The 16124-nt window shown below is 60.9% G+C and carries 15 protein-coding genes and 1 pseudogene; 15 read left to right on the top strand and 1 reads right to left on the bottom strand.

The window, feature by feature from the left end; all coding sequences use genetic code 11:
• The first annotated feature begins 15 nt into the window (after window positions 1-15).
• Genes potA through E5221_RS27150 form a run of 3 tightly spaced genes read left to right on the top strand, consistent with a single transcriptional unit; the run spans window position 16 to window position 2965 of the window.
• Entirely contained in the window at window positions 16-1158 is a 1143-nt protein-coding gene (gene potA, locus E5221_RS27160; RefSeq protein WP_013974704.1) for a polyamine ABC transporter ATP-binding protein, read from the top strand.
• The gene (locus E5221_RS27155) at window positions 1155-2075 is read left to right on the top strand and encodes an ABC transporter permease subunit (RefSeq protein ID WP_015272217.1); all 921 of its coding nucleotides are present in this window, start codon (window positions 1155-1157) and stop codon (window positions 2073-2075) included. Before potA ends, E5221_RS27155 begins: the two co-directional genes overlap by 4 nt.
• The gene (locus E5221_RS27150) at window positions 2072-2965 is read left to right on the top strand and encodes an ABC transporter permease subunit (RefSeq protein ID WP_003258560.1); all 894 of its coding nucleotides are present in this window, start codon (window positions 2072-2074) and stop codon (window positions 2963-2965) included. The genes E5221_RS27155 and E5221_RS27150 overlap by 4 nt, the downstream gene beginning before the upstream one ends.
• A gap of 107 nt (window positions 2966-3072) precedes the next feature.
• Here E5221_RS27150 and E5221_RS27145 read toward each other — a convergent pair whose 3' ends face one another.
• Window positions 3073-3528 carry a transposase gene (locus E5221_RS27145; protein WP_039614989.1) on the bottom strand — a complete coding sequence of 152 codons (456 nt, stop codon included), beginning with the start codon at window positions 3526-3528 and terminating at the stop codon, window positions 3073-3075.
• A gap of 506 nt (window positions 3529-4034) precedes the next feature.
• On the opposite strand from E5221_RS27145, the gene E5221_RS27140 reads away from it, so the two are divergent.
• The 12 genes and pseudogenes from E5221_RS27140 to E5221_RS27085 all read left to right on the top strand — a co-directional run bounded on the left by E5221_RS27140 (window position 4035) and on the right by E5221_RS27085 (window position 16106).
• Entirely contained in the window at window positions 4035-4313 is a 279-nt protein-coding gene (locus E5221_RS27140) for a DUF3077 domain-containing protein (protein ID WP_247846701.1), read from the top strand.
• Window positions 4314-4529: 216 nt separating this feature from the next.
• Complete coding sequence (locus tag E5221_RS27135; RefSeq protein ID WP_247846700.1) at window positions 4530-5618, top strand: efflux RND transporter periplasmic adaptor subunit; 1089 nt, start codon at window positions 4530-4532, stop codon at window positions 5616-5618.
• Window positions 5615-6682: an efflux RND transporter periplasmic adaptor subunit gene (locus E5221_RS27130; protein WP_013974699.1), complete on the top strand. Its 1068-nt coding sequence runs from the start codon at window positions 5615-5617 to the stop codon at window positions 6680-6682. Before E5221_RS27135 ends, E5221_RS27130 begins: the two co-directional genes overlap by 4 nt.
• Window positions 6679-9732, top strand: coding sequence for an efflux RND transporter permease subunit (locus tag E5221_RS27125; protein WP_013974698.1), 3054 nt, complete (start codon window positions 6679-6681; stop codon window positions 9730-9732). The genes E5221_RS27130 and E5221_RS27125 overlap by 4 nt, the downstream gene beginning before the upstream one ends.
• A gap of 248 nt (window positions 9733-9980) precedes the next feature.
• The gene (gene oscA, locus E5221_RS27120) at window positions 9981-10163 is read left to right on the top strand and encodes a sulfur starvation response protein OscA (protein ID WP_003258557.1); all 183 of its coding nucleotides are present in this window, start codon (window positions 9981-9983) and stop codon (window positions 10161-10163) included.
• Between the two features lie 48 nt (window positions 10164-10211).
• A complete protein-coding gene (locus tag E5221_RS27115) occupies window positions 10212-11219 on the top strand; it encodes a sulfate ABC transporter substrate-binding protein (protein ID WP_013974696.1) in 1008 nt (335 codons plus the stop codon).
• A 100-nt stretch (window positions 11220-11319) separates the two neighbouring features.
• On the top strand, window positions 11320-12138 hold the full coding sequence (cysT, locus tag E5221_RS27110; protein ID WP_247846699.1) for a sulfate ABC transporter permease subunit CysT: 819 nt from the start codon (window positions 11320-11322) through the stop codon (window positions 12136-12138).
• A gap of 11 nt (window positions 12139-12149) precedes the next feature.
• Window positions 12150-13022: a sulfate ABC transporter permease subunit CysW gene (gene cysW, locus E5221_RS27105; protein WP_015272212.1), complete on the top strand. Its 873-nt coding sequence runs from the start codon at window positions 12150-12152 to the stop codon at window positions 13020-13022.
• A 3-nt stretch (window positions 13023-13025) separates the two neighbouring features.
• Window positions 13026-14015 (top strand): sulfate ABC transporter ATP-binding protein, encoded by a 990-nt coding sequence (locus tag E5221_RS27100; RefSeq protein WP_247846698.1) that lies wholly within the window; start codon window positions 13026-13028, stop codon window positions 14013-14015.
• A 387-nt stretch (window positions 14016-14402) separates the two neighbouring features.
• Window positions 14403-15182: an RHS repeat-associated core domain-containing protein gene (locus tag E5221_RS27095; RefSeq protein ID WP_247846697.1), complete on the top strand. Its 780-nt coding sequence runs from the start codon at window positions 14403-14405 to the stop codon at window positions 15180-15182.
• 111 nt (window positions 15183-15293) lie between these two features.
• A pseudogene (locus tag E5221_RS27090) lies at window positions 15294-15377 on the top strand (MotA/TolQ/ExbB proton channel family protein); the annotation flags it as partial.
• Window positions 15378-15524: 147 nt separating this feature from the next.
• A complete protein-coding gene (locus E5221_RS27085) occupies window positions 15525-16106 on the top strand; it encodes an alpha/beta hydrolase (RefSeq protein ID WP_061550280.1) in 582 nt (193 codons plus the stop codon).
• Window positions 16107-16124: the final 18 nt, after the last annotated feature.

The following is a 16124-nucleotide window of genomic DNA, read 5'->3' as shown; positions in this document are numbered from 1 at the left end:
TTGGGAGTTTCACTCATGGCAGTTGCCTCCGGTGCCTATAAAAAAGCCCTCGAGGGTGGCCAGCAACCCAAGCAGGTGCTGGTCAAGATCGACCGGGTCACGAAAAAGTTCGACGAAACGGTAGCCGTGGACGATGTGTCCCTGGAAATCCGCAAGGGCGAGATCTTCGCTCTTCTGGGGGGCTCCGGTTCCGGCAAGTCCACCTTGCTGCGCATGCTGGCCGGCTTCGAACGCCCGACCGAAGGGCGGATCTTCCTCGATGGCGTCGACATCACCGACATGCCGCCCTACGAGCGGCCGATCAACATGATGTTCCAGTCCTACGCGCTGTTCCCGCACATGACCGTGGCGCAGAACATCGCCTTCGGCCTGCAGCAGGACAAGATGCCCAAGGCCGAGATCGACGCCCGCGTGGCCGAGATGCTCAAGCTGGTGCACATGACCCAGTACGCCAAGCGCAAGCCGCACCAGCTGTCCGGCGGCCAGCGCCAGCGCGTGGCCCTGGCCCGCTCGCTGGCCAAGCGCCCCAAGCTGCTGCTGCTCGACGAGCCGATGGGTGCACTGGACAAGAAACTGCGTTCGCAGATGCAGCTGGAACTGGTGGAGATCATCGAGCGCGTTGGCGTGACCTGCGTGATGGTGACCCACGATCAGGAAGAGGCCATGACCATGGCCCAGCGCATCGCCATCATGCACCTGGGCTGGATCGCTCAGATCGGCTCGCCGGTGGACATCTACGAGACGCCTACCAGCCGCCTGGTGTGCGAATTCATCGGCAACGTCAACCTGTTCGAAGGTGAAGTGGTCGACGACGCCGAAGGCCACGCGATCATTGCCAGCCCGGAGCTGGAGCGCAAGATCTATGTCGGCCATGGCATCACCACGTCGGTGGAAGACAAGCACATCACCTACGCCCTGCGCCCGGAAAAGATGCTGGTCACCACCCAGCAACCGACCTGCGAGCACAACTGGTCGCGCGGCAAGGTTCACGACATTGCCTACCTGGGTGGCCACTCGGTGTTCTACGTCGAGTTGCCGAGCGGCAAGGTCGTCCAGTCGTTCGTCGCCAACGCCGAGCGCCAGGGCACGCGCCCGACCTGGGGCGATGAAGTGTACGTGTGGTGGGAAGACGACAGCGGCGTGGTACTGCGGTCATGAAACTGCGCAAGCTCAAGCGAGCCTTCCAGCGTATTACCCCGGAGGGGCGGCACCTGGTGATCGGCGTGCCTTTCATCTGGCTGTTCCTGTTCTTCATGCTGCCGTTCTTCATCGTGCTGAAGATCAGCTTCGCCGAAGCCGACGTGGCGATCCCGCCGTATACCGAGATCTACAGCTACGTCGAAGACAAGGTCCAGCTGGTGCTCAACCTGGCCAACTATGGCCTGTTGACCGAGGATGAGCTGTATATCTCGGCCTACCTGGGCTCGCTGAAGATGGCCTTCTTCAGCACCCTGCTGTGCCTGCTGATCGGCTACCCGATGGCCTATGCCATTGCCAACGCCAAGAAGGAAACCCAGACGGTCCTGCTGTTGCTGATCATGATGCCGACCTGGACCGCGATTCTGATCCGCGTCTATGCCTGGATGGGCATTCTCAGCAACAACGGCCTGCTCAACGGCTTCCTGCTGTGGACCGGGTTGATCGACCAGCCGCTGCAAATCCTCAACACCAACCTGGCGGTGTACATCGGCGTGGTCTATTCGTACCTGCCGTTCATGATCCTGCCGCTGTTCGCCAACTTGGTGAAGCACGATCCGAGCCTGCTCGAGGCCGCTTCGGACCTGGGTTCGAGCACCTTCAACAGCTTCTGGAAGATCACCGTGCCGCTGTCGAAGAACGGCATCATCGCCGGCTGCATGCTGGTGTTCATCCCGGTGGTGGGCGAGTTCGTGATTCCTGAACTGCTTGGCGGCCCGGAAACCCTGATGATCGGCAAGGTGCTGTGGCAAGAGTTCTTCAACAACCGTGACTGGCCGGTGGCCTCTGCGCTGGCGGTAGTGATGCTGGCGATCCTGATCGTGCCGATCCTGCTGTTCAACCGCAGCCAGGCCAAAGAAATGGAGGGCAGGGCATGAAGCGCTTCAGTTTCTCCAAGCTGATGCTGGTGCTCGGCTTGCTGTTCATCTACCTGCCGATGCTGATCCTGGTGATCTACTCGTTCAACGCCTCCAAGCTGGTGACGGTGTGGGGTGGCTGGTCGGTGAAGTGGTACGTCGGCCTGCTCGACAACACCCAGTTGATGGGTTCGGTGATGCGTTCGCTGGAAATCGCCTGCTACACGGCGGTGGCGGCGGTGGCGCTGGGTACCTTGGCGGCGTTCGTGCTGACCCGGGTTACCCGCTTCAAGGGGCGCACGCTGTTCGGTGGCCTGGTTACCGCGCCGCTGGTAATGCCTGAGGTGATCACCGGCCTGTCGCTGTTGCTGCTGTTCGTGGCCATGGCGCAGATGATCGGCTGGCCGCAGGAGCGCGGCATCGTCACCATCTGGATCGCCCATACCACGTTCTGTGCGGCGTATGTGGCGGTGGTGGTGTCGGCACGCCTGCGGGAGCTGGACCTGTCGATCGAGGAAGCGGCGATGGACCTGGGTGCCAAGCCGTGGAAGGTGTTCTTCCTGATCACCATCCCGATGATCGCGCCGTCGTTGGCGGCGGGCGGCATGATGTCGTTCGCCCTGTCGCTGGATGACCTGGTACTGGCCAGCTTCGTCTCCGGCCCTGGTTCGACCACCTTGCCGATGGAAGTGTTCTCGGCGGTGCGCCTGGGCGTGAAGCCGGAAATCAACGCCGTGGCCAGCCTGATCCTGCTGTCGGTGTCGCTGGTGACCTTCTTCGTCTGGTACTTCAGCCGCCAGGCCGAAGAGCGCCGTCGCAAGGCGATACAGCAGGCGATCGAAGAGGGCGCTGCAGCGAATGCTTCGCAGCCACAGGTCAAGCGCCCGGCGCAGGTGGCTGCGTCGGCCTGATCTGGCCTCTTCGCGGGTGAACCCGCTCCCACAGGGTCATGTGCAGTCTTCAAGACCTGCGCAGTACCTGTGGGAGCGGGTTCACCCGCGAATGCCCCAGCACACATTCAAAGCCAGACTGCGTCCCAGTGCGGATAGTCTCTGACACTTCTGACCAAGCCAGCCCGCAAGGGGTTGGCGACAATGTATCTGGCAACATGCACCATGCTCTCCTCCCGCCGCAGTGCCCGGTCCTGATACCCAGGCTGCCATACCGGATCATGCTCAACCCCCGCCTGATGCAAAACCAGACTGGACCTGGACTTGAACCTGCGCATCAAGGTGCCCAACGTCGTACCTTTCAACTCGATCAGCCAATGCAGATGGTCCGGCATCAGCACCCAGGCCAATGATCGGCAGGCATGTTCCTGGTCTGATTGTCGCAGTTGGTGAATGACCAGCCGGGCATGGTGGAAATCATGGAACAGCGGCTTGCGCTGGTGGGTGACGGTGGTCAGCAGATAGAGCTGGCCAAGTTCTGAATAGCGACCACGGCGAAGCAGGTGAGACTGGGCTCGCGACATTGGCTTCTTCCTTGAAAAGCAGGTGACTTTTCAAAGGTAGTGGCTGAGATGCAGGTGCTGTGTAGATCATGGTTTCTGGATATGGCAGAGATTTGTGGATGGCAGTACTGGCCCATTCGCGGGTAAACCCGCTCCCACAGGGTCATGTGCAGCCTTCAGGACCTGCGCAATACCTGTGGGAGCGGGTTCACCCGCGAAGAGGCCCTGAAGGCGTACGACTTTTCATCAACTCAAACCAAAGGCTTCAGTTGGATCGGCTTGGGAATTATCCTACGAGCCGTGTGGAAGCTGCTCTGTTGCTGGGGAAATGCCCCAGGGATAACGTCGTCGGGGCTGGGTGTGAGAACCCAACGATATAGTGCTTTCGTCATGGCAACCGTGCGCGGGCAGACTTACGTCTGGCTGCGTTCCTATATCCGCGGTTTCTCACCTCGCGTACGGTTGCCGCCCTGGTCCGTGAGAAAGATGAAGGTGGCAACTCCTTGTCCAGATATAGGAGATCCACCATGACCAATTCTGCACCAGGCACTCCCCATCCATCACACAGCAGCACTGTCGGCCGCGAAACCTGCATGGACCTGTTCCGCGTCCAGGCCAATATCCCCTTCAACCATGCCTTCTCCGAACTCTCCGTAATGCTCGGGTGCATCAATCACCTGACGACCGAAGCCGAGATGGAAAATGACCGGCTGGCCGGTAGTGCCGCGAGAATTCTCAGTGGCTTTGCCAAAGCACTGATCGATGACATCGAACTGGGACTGAACAAGGCTTCAGTTCAGCTCTGACCTGTACCGGCCCTTTTCGCGGGTAAACCCGCTCCCACAAGGGACTGTGCAGCCTTCAGGGCTTGCGCATGCCCTGTGGGAGCGGGTTTACCCGCGAAGGGGCCCGCGCAGGCGCCGAAAATGCCAGCTTGATCGCAGTCAGTGCCGTTTATCGAACCCTGATCTACGCTAACAGTCGCATCCCACGAATCATTTGCGCGCAAGCAAGGAGCCTGCATGACGTTGATACGTCCGCTGTTGGTCGTCTACCTGGGGCTTGTGTCCCTGCTGTCGGGCTGTAGTAAGGAAGAAACCACCGAAACACTGCCACGCGTAGGCGTGCAACAGGTATCACCCACCGATTTCGCTGCCAGGGTCACCCTGACCGGCGATGTGCAGGCGCGGGTGCAGACCGACCTGTCGTTCCGGGTGGGCGGCAAGATCATTTCGCGCAGTGTCGATGTCGGCGACCACGTCAAGGCCAACCAGGTGCTGGCGCGGCTGGACCCGAAAGACCTGCAGAACAATGTCGACTCGGCCAAGGCCGAGGTGTTCGCCGCGCAGGCGCGGGTCACCCAGACCAGCGCTGCCTTCGTACGCCAGCAAAAGCTGTTGCCCAAGGGCTACACCAGCCAGAGCGAATACGATTCCGCCGAAGCCGCGCTGCGTAGCAACCAGAGCGCGCTCAAGGCCGCACAGGCACAATTGGCCAATGCCAACGAACAACTGAGCTATACCGCGCTGGTCTCCGAGGCCGATGGGGTCATCACCGAGCGCCAGGCCGAGGTTGGCCAGGTGGTGCAGGCGACCATGCCGATCTTCAGCCTGGCCACCGATGGTGACCGTGATGCCGTGTTCAATGTCTACGAATCGCTGCTGGTGGCTCCGCCAAGCGACGCCGGCGTGATCGTCAGCCTGCTGGACGACCCCAAGGTCCAGGCCCGTGGCTTCGTGCGCGAAATCACCCCCACGGTATCCGCGCAAAGCGGCACGGTACAGGTCAAGGTCGGGCTGAGGGATGTGCCGCCAGGGATGCAACTGGGTGCACCGGTGACGGCCACCACCAATGCCCAGGGCCGACCAAGTATCGAGCTGCCATGGTCGGCACTGACCAAGGCCCTGCATGAGCCTGCCGTGTGGGTGGTGGGCGAGGGTGACAAGGTAGAGCTGCGCAAGGTCGAGGTCAGCCGTTACCTCACCGGCAGGATCGTGGTCGCCAGTGGCCTGAAAGGCGGCGAGACCGTGGTGGTCAATGGCGGGCAGTTGCTGCACCCCGGCATGCAGGTGCTGAAGGTCGATGCCAAGGCCAAAGGGGGTGAGCTATGAAGCGCCTGCTGCTGATGCTGTCGGCCGGCGTGCTGTTGGCCGGCTGCAGTAGCGAGGATGAAGTGCCGGAGCCGATTCGGCCGGTGCTGTCGGTCAAGGTCGAACCCCAGGTGCAGTCGCAGCTGGGCCGCTTCGCCGGCAGTATCCAGGCCCGTTTCGAAAGCACCTTGGGCTTCCGGGTTTCCGGGCGTATTGCCCGGCGCTGGCTGGATGTGGGCGCCCAGGTGAAACCGGGTGACACCTTGGCCACCCTCGACCCGACCGACCAGCAGAACCAGTTGCGCGCCGCCGAAGGCGACTTGGCCAAGGTGCAGGCGCAGTGGATCAACGCCCAGGCCGATGCCCGCCGGCAGCAACAGCTATATGACCGTGGCGTAGGCGCCCAGGCCCAGCTGGATATCGCCCAGACCAACCTGAAAACCACCAGCGCGGCGTTGGAACAGGCGCGCTCTGCGCTCAGCCAGGCGCGTGACCAGCTCGACTACAGTACCTTGCGAACCGACCATGCCGCGGTAATCACTGCCTGGCAGGCCGAAGCCGGGCAAACCGTCACCGCTGGCCAGGCCGTGGTAACCCTGGCCAGGCCGGATGTGAAGGAAGCGGTGATCGATCTGCCGATCGGCCTGGCCGAGCAGTTGAGCAAAGGCCTGACCTTCACCGTTGCTTCGCAGCTGGACCCGACCATCAACACCACCGCCAGCTTGCGGGAACTGGAACCCCAGGCCGACGCCACCACGCGCACCCGCCGCGCGCGCCTGACCCTGGCGAGCACCCCGGCGGCGTTCCACCTGGGCACCGCCATCAGCGTGACCCTGAGTTCGGAGGTGTCGCCGCGCAGCGAACTGCCCTTGAGTGCCTTGCTCGAGCGCGACGGCAAGACCCAGGTATGGGTGATCGATACGCAGCAGAAGACCGTGGCCACCCGTGATGTGGCCCTGATCGGTCGAACCGCCGACAGCATCGTCCTGACCTCGGGCGTACAGCCCGGCGAGCGGGTGGTGACTGCGGGCGTGAACAGCCTCAAGCCTGGCCAGAAGGTCACCTTCGACGAGGATGCGCAATGAAAGGAAGCTTCAACCTGTCCGACTGGGCACTCAAGCATCAATCGTTCGTCTGGTACCTGATGTTCGTCGGCCTGCTGATGGGGATCTTTTCCTACTTCAACCTGGGCCGTGAGGAAGACCCGTCGTTCACCATCAAGACCATGGTCATCCAGACCCGCTGGCCCGGCGCGACCCAGGACGAAACCCTGTACCAGGTCACCGACCGTATCGAGAAGAAGCTCGAGGAACTCGACTCCCTCGACTACACCAAAAGCTACACCCGCCCCGGCGAATCCACGGTCTACGTGTACCTGCGCGACACCACCAAGGCCAAGGACATCCCGGAAATCTGGTACCAGGTGCGCAAGAAGATCCAGGACATTCGCGGTGAATTCCCTGCGGGTATACAAGGGCCCGGGTTCAACGATGAATTCGGCGATGTGTTCGGTTCTATCTATGCCTTCACCGCCGACGGCCTGACCCTGCGCCAGCTGCGCGACTACGTGGAACAGGCGCGGGCCGAAGTGCGCGATGTGCCCAACATCGGCAAGATCGAGCTGATCGGCACCCAGGACGAAGTGCTTTACCTGAACTTCTCCACCCGCAAGCTGGCAGCCCTGGGCATCGATCAGCGCCAGGTCATGCAGGCCCTGCAATCGCAAAACGCCGTGACCCCTGCCGGTGTGATCGAGGCCGGGCCGGAACGTATCTCGGTGCGTACCTCTGGGCAGTTCACCTCGGAAAAGGACCTGGAAACCGTCAACCTGAAGATTAACGACCGCTTCTTCCGCCTGGCAGACATCGCCGATATCGAGCGCGGCTACGTCGACCCTCCTTCGCCGATGTTCCGCTACAACGGCCAGACGGCGCTGGGCCTGGCCATCGGCATGAAGGCCGGCGGCAATATCCAGGTGTTCGGCGCGGCGCTGAAAAAGCGCATGGACCAGGTGGTCGAAGACCTGCCGGTGGGCGTCGGGGTACACACTGTTTCCGACCAGGCCGTGGTGGTCAAGCAAGCCGTCGGTGGCTTCACCAGTGCGCTGTTCGAGGCGGTGGTGATCGTGCTGGCGGTGAGCTTCGTCAGCCTCGGTGTGCGTGCCGGGCTGGTGGTGGCCTGCTCGATCCCGCTGGTGCTGGCCATGGTGTTCGTGTTCATGGAATACAGCGGTATCACCATGCAGCGGATTTCGCTGGGGGCGCTGATCATCGCCCTGGGCCTGCTGGTGGATGATGCGATGATCACTGTGGAAGTGATGGTCACACGGCTGGAAATGGGCGAAAGCAAGGAGCAGGCGGCAACTTTTGCCTATACCTCCACAGCCTTCCCCATGCTCACCGGCACTTTGGTGACTGTGGCCGGCTTCGTGCCGATCGGCCTCAACGCCAGCTCGGCGGGTGAATACACCTACACGCTGTTTGCGGTAATTGCCGTGGCACTGATGGTGTCGTGGGTGGTGGCGGTATTCTTCGCTCCGGTGTTAGGCGTGCACATCCTCAGCAGTGCCAAGCTCAAGCACCATGAAGCCGAGCCGGGCCGTGTCGGCCGGGCCTTCGAGCATGGTTTGTTGTGGTGCATGCGCAACCGCTGGCTGACCATCATCGGCACCGTGGTGCTGTTCGCCCTGGCGATCTTCTGCGAACGCTTCGTGCAGAACCAGTTCTTCCCGTCCTCTGACCGCCCGGAAATCCTCGTCGACCTCAACCTGCCGCAGAACGCCTCGATCGAGGAGACGCGCAAGGTGGTCGACCGTTTCGAGGCGCGGATCAAGGACGACCCGGACCTGGTGCACTGGAGTACCTATATCGGCCAGGGCGCGATCCGCTTCTACCTGCCCCTCGACCAGCAGTTGCAGAACCCGTACTACGCGCAGCTGGTGATCGTCAGCAAGGGCTTCGAAGAACGTCAGGCCATGATGGAGCGCCTGCAGAAGATCCTGCATGAAGAATTCGTTGGCGTCGGCACCAACGTGCAATCGCTGGAAATGGGCCCACCGGTGGGCCGACCGATCCAGTATCGGGTAAGCGGTGCCAATATCGACGAGGTTCGCAAGCACGCCATCGAGCTGGCCACCTTGCTCGACCAGAACGAACACATCGGCGAGATGATCTACGACTGGAACGAGCCGGGTAAGGTGCTGCGCGTGGAAATCGCCCAGGACAAGGCGCGCCAGCTGGGCCTGTCGTCGGAGGACGTGGCCAATGTGATGAACAGCATCGTCAGCGGCGTGCAGATCACCCAGGTCAACGACAACATCTACCTGGTCGACGTGGTCGCCCGTGCCGAGGACAGCGAGCGTGGCTCGCCGGATACCCTGCAGAACCTGCAGATCCTGACACCCAACGGCACTTCGATCCCGCTGCTGGCGTTCGCCACCGTGCGCTACGAGCTGGAGCAGCCGCTGGTGTGGCGTCGCGACCGCAAGCCGACCATCACCATCAAGGCTTCGGTCAACGGCGACATCCAGCCCACCGACCTGGTGGCCCAGCTGAAGCCGAAGATCGACGAGTTCGCCAGCAAGTTGCCGGTGGGCTTCGAGGTGGCCACCGGCGGTACGGTGGAGGAGAGCGCCAAGGCGCAGGGGCCGATCCGCAAGGTCATCCCGCTGATGCTGTTCCTGATGGCGACGTTCCTGATGATCCAGCTGCACAGCGTGCAGAAGCTGTTCCTGGTGGTCAGCGTGGCGCCGCTGGGGTTGATTGGCGTGATCATTGCGCTGGTGCCCACAGGTACGCCCATGGGCTTCGTGGCGATTCTCGGCATTCTCGCGCTGGCGGGCATCATCATTCGTAACTCGGTGATCCTGGTGACCCAGATCGATGAGTTCGAAGCCCAGGGCTTGTCGCCGTGGGATGCGGTGGTGGAGGCAACCAACCACCGGCGCCGGCCGATTCTGCTGACCGCAGCAGCGGCGAGCCTGGGCATGATCCCGATTGCCCGCGAAGTGTTCTGGGGGCCGATGGCCTACGCCATGATTGGCGGGATCATCGTGGCGACCCTGCTGACGCTGCTGTTCCTGCCGGCCTTGTATGTGGCCTGGTACAAGATCCGCGAGCCACAGAAACACAACTGAAGCCCTGCACGGGCCCTGTGGGGGCGGGTTCACCCGCGAATGCGATGGTGGAACCACCGCCGCATTCGCGGGTGAACCCGCTCCCACAGGGTCTTCCGTCGCTTTCAAAATTGTATTTTGTTTTGGTTATATAAACATTCTCAAACAGTATTTTTAAGAATAACCCCGCCTCACTACTATTGCCCTCAAGCCAGGCGCAAATCCCCTTCAAACCTCAGCCCGGCACCCTCACTCCAAGGAGAACGAGCATGAGTGCATCTCTGCGTAGCATCGACGGTCAGGACGAAGCCACCATTCTGCGTGAAATCCAGAGCGCTCTGCGCGACCTGCGATTCGGTGCGGTGGAGATAACCGTGCACAACGCTCAGGTCGTACAGATCGAGCGCAAGGAGAAGTTCCGCCTGCAGCAGCCCGGCAACAAGACCGGCTGATCGCGCCACACATTCAAAACTAGAAAAATGCCAATCGGGAGCTTCACCATGTCCATCCGCCGTTATGCGCTTGCCGCCCTGGCCAGTGCTGTTTTTGCCGGTTCCGCCATCGCCAAGGACTACGAACTGCTGAACGTGTCCTACGACCCGACCCGCGAGCTGTACCAGCAGTACAACGCCGAGTTCATCAAGCACTGGCAGCAGGCCCACCCGGGCGACAAGGTGAAGATCCAGCAATCCCACGGCGGTTCGGGCAAGCAGGCCCGTGCGGTGATCGACGGCCTGCGTGCCGACGTGGTGACCCTGGCCTTGGCCGGCGACATCGATGAAGTCGCCAAGCTCGGCAAGACCCTGCCAGACAACTGGCAGACCCGCCTGCCGGATGCCAGCACCCCGTACACCTCGACCATCGTGTTCCTGGTGCGCAAGGGCAACCCGAAAGGCATCAAGGACTGGGGCGACCTGATCAAGAAGGACGTGTCGGTCATCACCCCCAACCCGAAAACCTCCGGCGGCGCCCGTTGGAACTTCTTGGCGGCCTGGGCCTATGGCCTGAAGGCCGGCGGTAGCGAAGAAAAGGCCAAGGAGTACGTGCAGGAGCTGTTCAAGCACGTCCCGGTGCTGGATACCGGCGCCCGTGGCTCGACCATCACCTTCGTCAATAACGGCCAGGGCGATGTGCTGTTGGCCTGGGAAAACGAAGCCTTCCTGGCGCTGAAGGAAGACGGAGGTGCCGACAAGTTCGAGATCGTCGTGCCGTCGTTGTCGATCCTCGCCGAACCGCCAGTGGCGGTGGTGGACAAGAACGCCGAGAAGAAGGGCAATACCGAGATTGCCACCGAATACCTCAAGCACCTGTACAGCCCGGCCGGGCAGAAGATCGCAGCCGAGAACTTCTACCGCCCGCGTGACGAGAAGGTCGCTGCCGAGTTCGGCAAGCAGTTCCCGAAACTGGACCTGGTGACCATCGACAAGGACTTTGGTGGCTGGAAGACTGCACAACCTAAATTCTTCAATGATGGCGGTGTGTTCGACCAGATCTATCAGGCACAGTAATCGCCAAGGAAAAGCGGGGCCGCGCTGCGGCCCCAGGATTCAGAAGCTTGCACCGACCCGGGATCTGTCCCGGGTTTCGTGCGTTCAACCAGGGATATTTATGTCACGTCGCATTTCCCCCGTCATACCCGGCTTCGGGCTGACGCTGGGCTACACCTTGGTGTACCTCAGCCTGATAGTGCTGATACCGCTGGCCGCCATGTTCGTGCATGCCGCGCAGCTTACCTGGGAGCAGTTCTGGAACATCATCAGTGCACCGCGGGTGATCGCCGCGCTCAAGCTGAGTTTCGGCACCGCCCTGTTCGCCGCCATCATCAATGGTGTGATCGGTACCCTGCTGGCCTGGGTGCTGGTGCGCTACACCTTCCCTGGGCGCAAGATCATCGATGCAATGATCGACCTGCCGTTCGCCCTGCCCACCGCCGTGGCCGGTATTGCCCTGACCGCCCTGTACGCACCCTCGGGCTGGGTCGGCCAGTTCGCCACCGACCTGGGCTTCAAGATCGCCTACACCCCACTGGGCATCACCCTGGCGCTGACCTTCGTCACCCTGCCGTTCGTGGTGCGTACGGTGCAGCCGGTGCTGGCCGACATTCCGCGTGAAGTGGAGGAGGCCGCTGCCTGCCTGGGCGCCAAGCCGCTGCAGGTGTTCCGCCATGTGCTGGCGCCAGCGCTGCTGCCTGCCTGGCTGACAGGTTTTGCCCTGGTCTTCGCCCGCGGCGTGGGCGAGTATGGTTCGGTGATCTTCATTGCCGGCAACATGCCGATGAAAACCGAGATCCTGCCGCTGCTGATCATGGTCAAGCTCGACCAATACGACTACACCGGCGCGACCGCCATCGGCGTGCTGATGCTGGTGGTTTCCTTCATCCTGCTGCTGCTGATCAACCTGCTGCAGCGCCGCATCGAAACCCCTTGAAGGAGGCCGGCATGTCCAGTTCATCCCTGAATGCAACCGCCGCCGCCAACGCCGCCCGCCGGGGCAGCGCCACTTCGCGGCGTATCCTGATCGGCCTTGGCTGGCTGGTGTTCGCGCTGTTCCTGCTGCTGCCACTGGTGATCGTGGTGTCGCAGGCGCTGAAGAACGGCTTTGGCACCTTCTTCGAGGCGATCTTCGAGCCTGACGCATTGTCGGCGCTGAAGCTGACCCTGCTCGCCGTGGCCATTTCGGTGCCGCTGAACCTGGTGTTCGGTGTCAGCGCCGCCTGGTGCGTGAGCAAGTACACCTTCCGTGGCAAGAGTATCCTGGTCACCCTGATCGATCTGCCGTTCTCGGTGTCGCCGGTGATCGCGGGCCTGGTCTACGTGCTGATGTTCGGCGCGCAAGGCCTGTTCGGGCCATGGCTGCAGGACCACGATATCCAGATCGTGTTCGCCCTGCCGGGCATCGTCCTGGCCACCATCTTCGTCACCGTACCGTTCGTGGCCCGTGAGCTGATCCCGCTGATGCAGGAGCAGGGCACGCAGGAAGAGGAGGCCGCGCGCTTGCTCGGCGCCAATGGCTGGCAAATGTTCTGGCACGTGACCCTGCCAAACATCAAATGGGGCCTGATCTATGGGGTGGTGCTGTGCACCGCGCGGGCCATGGGCGAGTTTGGCGCGGTGTCGGTGGTGTCCGGCCACATTCGCGGCGTGACCAACACCTTGCCGCTGCACGTGGAGATCCTCTACAACGAGTACAACCATGTCGCGGCCTTCAGCGTGGCCAGCCTGTTGCTGATCCTGGCGCTCTTCATCCTGCTGCTCAAGCAGTGGAGCGAGAACCGTATTAACCGCCTGCGCCACAGCGCCGCGGAGGAATGATTCATGTCGATCGAAGTTCGTAACGTCAGCAAGCGCTTCAACAGCTTCCAGGCCCTGGACAACATCAACCTGGACATCAACAGCGGCGAGCTGGTGGCGCTGCTTGGCCCTTCCGGCTGCGGCAAGACCACGTTGCTGCGCATCATCGCCGGCCTGGAAACCCCCGACCAGGGCAATATCGTGTTCCATGGCGAGGACGTGTCCGGCCATGACGTGCGCGACCGCAACGTCGGTTTCGTGTTCCAGCACTACGCGTTGTTCCGCCACATGAGTGTGTTCGACAACGTCGCCTTCGGCCTGCGCATGAAGCCCAAGGGCGAGCGCCCGAGCGAGGGCAAGATAGCCGAGAAGGTGCATGAACTGCTGAACATGGTGCAGCTGGACTGGCTGTCCGACCGCTACCCCGAGCAGTTGTCCGGTGGCCAGCGCCAGCGTATCGCCCTGGCCCGTGCGCTGGCGGTGGAACCCAAGGTGCTGTTGCTGGACGAGCCTTTCGGTGCGCTGGATGCCAAGGTGCGCAAGGAGCTGCGCCGCTGGCTGGCGCGCCTGCACGAGGACATCAACCTGACGTCGGTGTTCGTCACCCACGATCAGGAAGAAGCCATGGAGGTGGCTGACCGCATCGTGGTGATGAACAAGGGCGTGATCGAGCAGATCGGCTCGCCGGGCGAGGTGTACGAGCACCCGGCCAACGATTTCGTCTACCACTTCCTTGGTGACTCCAACCGCCTGGCCCTGAGCGAAGGGCATCATGTGCTGTTCCGCCCCCACGAAGTGTCGCTGTCGCGGCACGAGACCGAAGGGCACCATGCGGCCGAGGTGCGCGACATCCGTCCGTTGGGCGCGACCACGCGGGTGACATTGAAGGTGGAAGGGCAGAGCGAGCTGATCGAGGCCGAAGTGGTCAAGGACCATGACAGCCTGACCGGGTTGGCGCGGGGGGAGACATTGTTCTTCCGGCCGAAGGTTTGGCAGAAGGTGGCGGATATTTGATTCGCCTTTGACGATGAAAAAGCCCGGGGGGCGGTCCCGGGCTTTTTTTATGCCTGACAGAATGGCGGCGCTAACGCTAAGCAGAAACGTCTGTTTTTTATTAATAAACGATGCGTGCGCAAGATTTAGCGGTTGGTTAAGTAATCGGCTTCTCGCTGTGGATAACGGCGGAGGTCCTATATAGCTGTCGATCTAGAAGCTCTTGATTCTTGGCCTAGTAAATTTGCTAGTTTTCAATCGCCGGGAATCGGCGGAGTATTGGGTTTTTGGGTGGGCCTGAGTCAAGGAATTGTCGAGTGCGCCTTTTCTGGGCTGTTGCCACGGCCATTGTTATTAAGGTGTCCTGAGGTTTAAATTCATCGCGTAGAAAATCATGGGGCTTGTAATATGTTTAATTCATACTCTCCTTATGGATATTTTTTCTCTGTGAGTGCTTTTGTAGGTGCATTGAATTTTAATGGTGAACACCTTGATGCACTAAGTGATCTATATTTTCTAGGGCTCGGATACAGGGCGTTCAGTCCAGCGTTGATGCGTTTCAATGGACCTGATGAGTTAAGTCCTTTCGATAGCGGTGGGTTGAATTGTTACTGTTATTGCTTAGGGGATCCTGTTAATCGTCAAGACCCTAACGGAAAAACTTCTTTCGCGACGCCGGCGTTGACCGCGATTGCGGCGCGTCGCTTTAAAAGTCTGCTCTTTGCCAAGATTAAAGGTCCCGTTGAATGGCGCCCATTACGGAACTGGAAGAAAGAATCGATTGTTCCAGAGGTTAGATATGCCAAAGAAAAAATTTCATCTGGTAAAGAGAGCGTGACGCATGTGGTGAATCAGAAGGGCTTGTCGGTGTTGGACCTTTCTGAGAAAAAGCATAAATTCATTCTAAGGCAGGATGAAAATTTTTTTATCAGTACCTTTTCCGAGTTTGATGATGCTCCTCTTTCTCACGCCAGTCTTGCGGAGCTTGGTCGACGTCAGTTAAGGTCGGCCTCTCCGGTTGTAGCTGCGGGATATATATATAGGGAAAATGGTCAAACTTATGTTGATAATCATTCGGGTCATTATCTTCCTAGTTACAGAAGCTCACAGGCGGCGGTGAATTACTTGAGGTCGATAAATGTACCAGCGATGAGTGTTCGTATGGTTGGTCAAATGATGCGTCGATGAGCGATGCCCCGCGCATTTTTTAGGCATGCAAGGTATGCAGGCCATCATCTAAGAAGTAAAGCTGCGGGGGGCGAGGGGTGTCATCATGAGCCTTCTGGCATACTCTCTCGAATCGGCCTGTTCGGCACCGTCTGGGGCATCATGGAAGCGCTCAAGGGCATCAGCGCGGCCGGCTCCGCCAGCCTAGGTAGTCTTTGGCCCCTTTTTTTCAACCCGAGGCTCCCACAGGGATCGCGTCATTGGTAGCTTTTGGTTATTAACAAATAGCTTCTTATTCCTTTACTGATATATGTCCGCCCCTATACTTGTCTCCAAGCACGCAAGCTCACTGGAGGCGTCCCCATGCGCAATGAGTCGATTCGTTACCTGATTGTGCCGGGCTGGCAAGGATCGCCAGACAACCATTGGCAAAGTCACTGGCAGCGCACCCTGCCGAACAGTGTGCGGGTCGAGCAGCACGACTGGCTGACTCCGCAACGCCAGGACTGGGTGCAGGCACTGGAGCAGGCGATTGCCGCCGAGCGCTCACCGGTGATTCTGATTGCCCATAGCCTGGGCTGCATAACCGTCGCTCACTGGGCCGCGCAAGCCAGCCCGGCCCTGCTGCGGCGGGTCCGTGGCGCGCTGCTGGTGGCACCCTCTGACGTAGAGCGGCCGACCTGCGCGCCGGCTCTGCGCAACTTCGCGCCGATACCGACCGAAGCACTGCCATTCCCCAGCCAGGTGGTCAGCTCGGACAACGACCCGGCCGTGAGCGTGCCAAGGGCGTTGTACCTGGCCCAGGTCTGGGGCGCCGAAGCAGGGCTGCTGACCAACGCCGGGCACATCAACGTCAAGTCCGGCCATGAGCGCTGGGAACAAGGTTTCGCCTACTTGTATCGCTTGCAGAGCCGGGTCGAGCAGCGCGCACTGCGCCGCGCCTGATCGCCCTTACTGTTTACC

Origin of the sequence: Pseudomonas sp. A2, from assembly GCF_023100865.1 — a bacterium.
Classification (GTDB): Bacteria; Pseudomonadota; Gammaproteobacteria; order Pseudomonadales; family Pseudomonadaceae; genus Aquipseudomonas; species Aquipseudomonas asiatica.
This window is presented reverse-complemented; position numbering and strand designations above follow the sequence as displayed.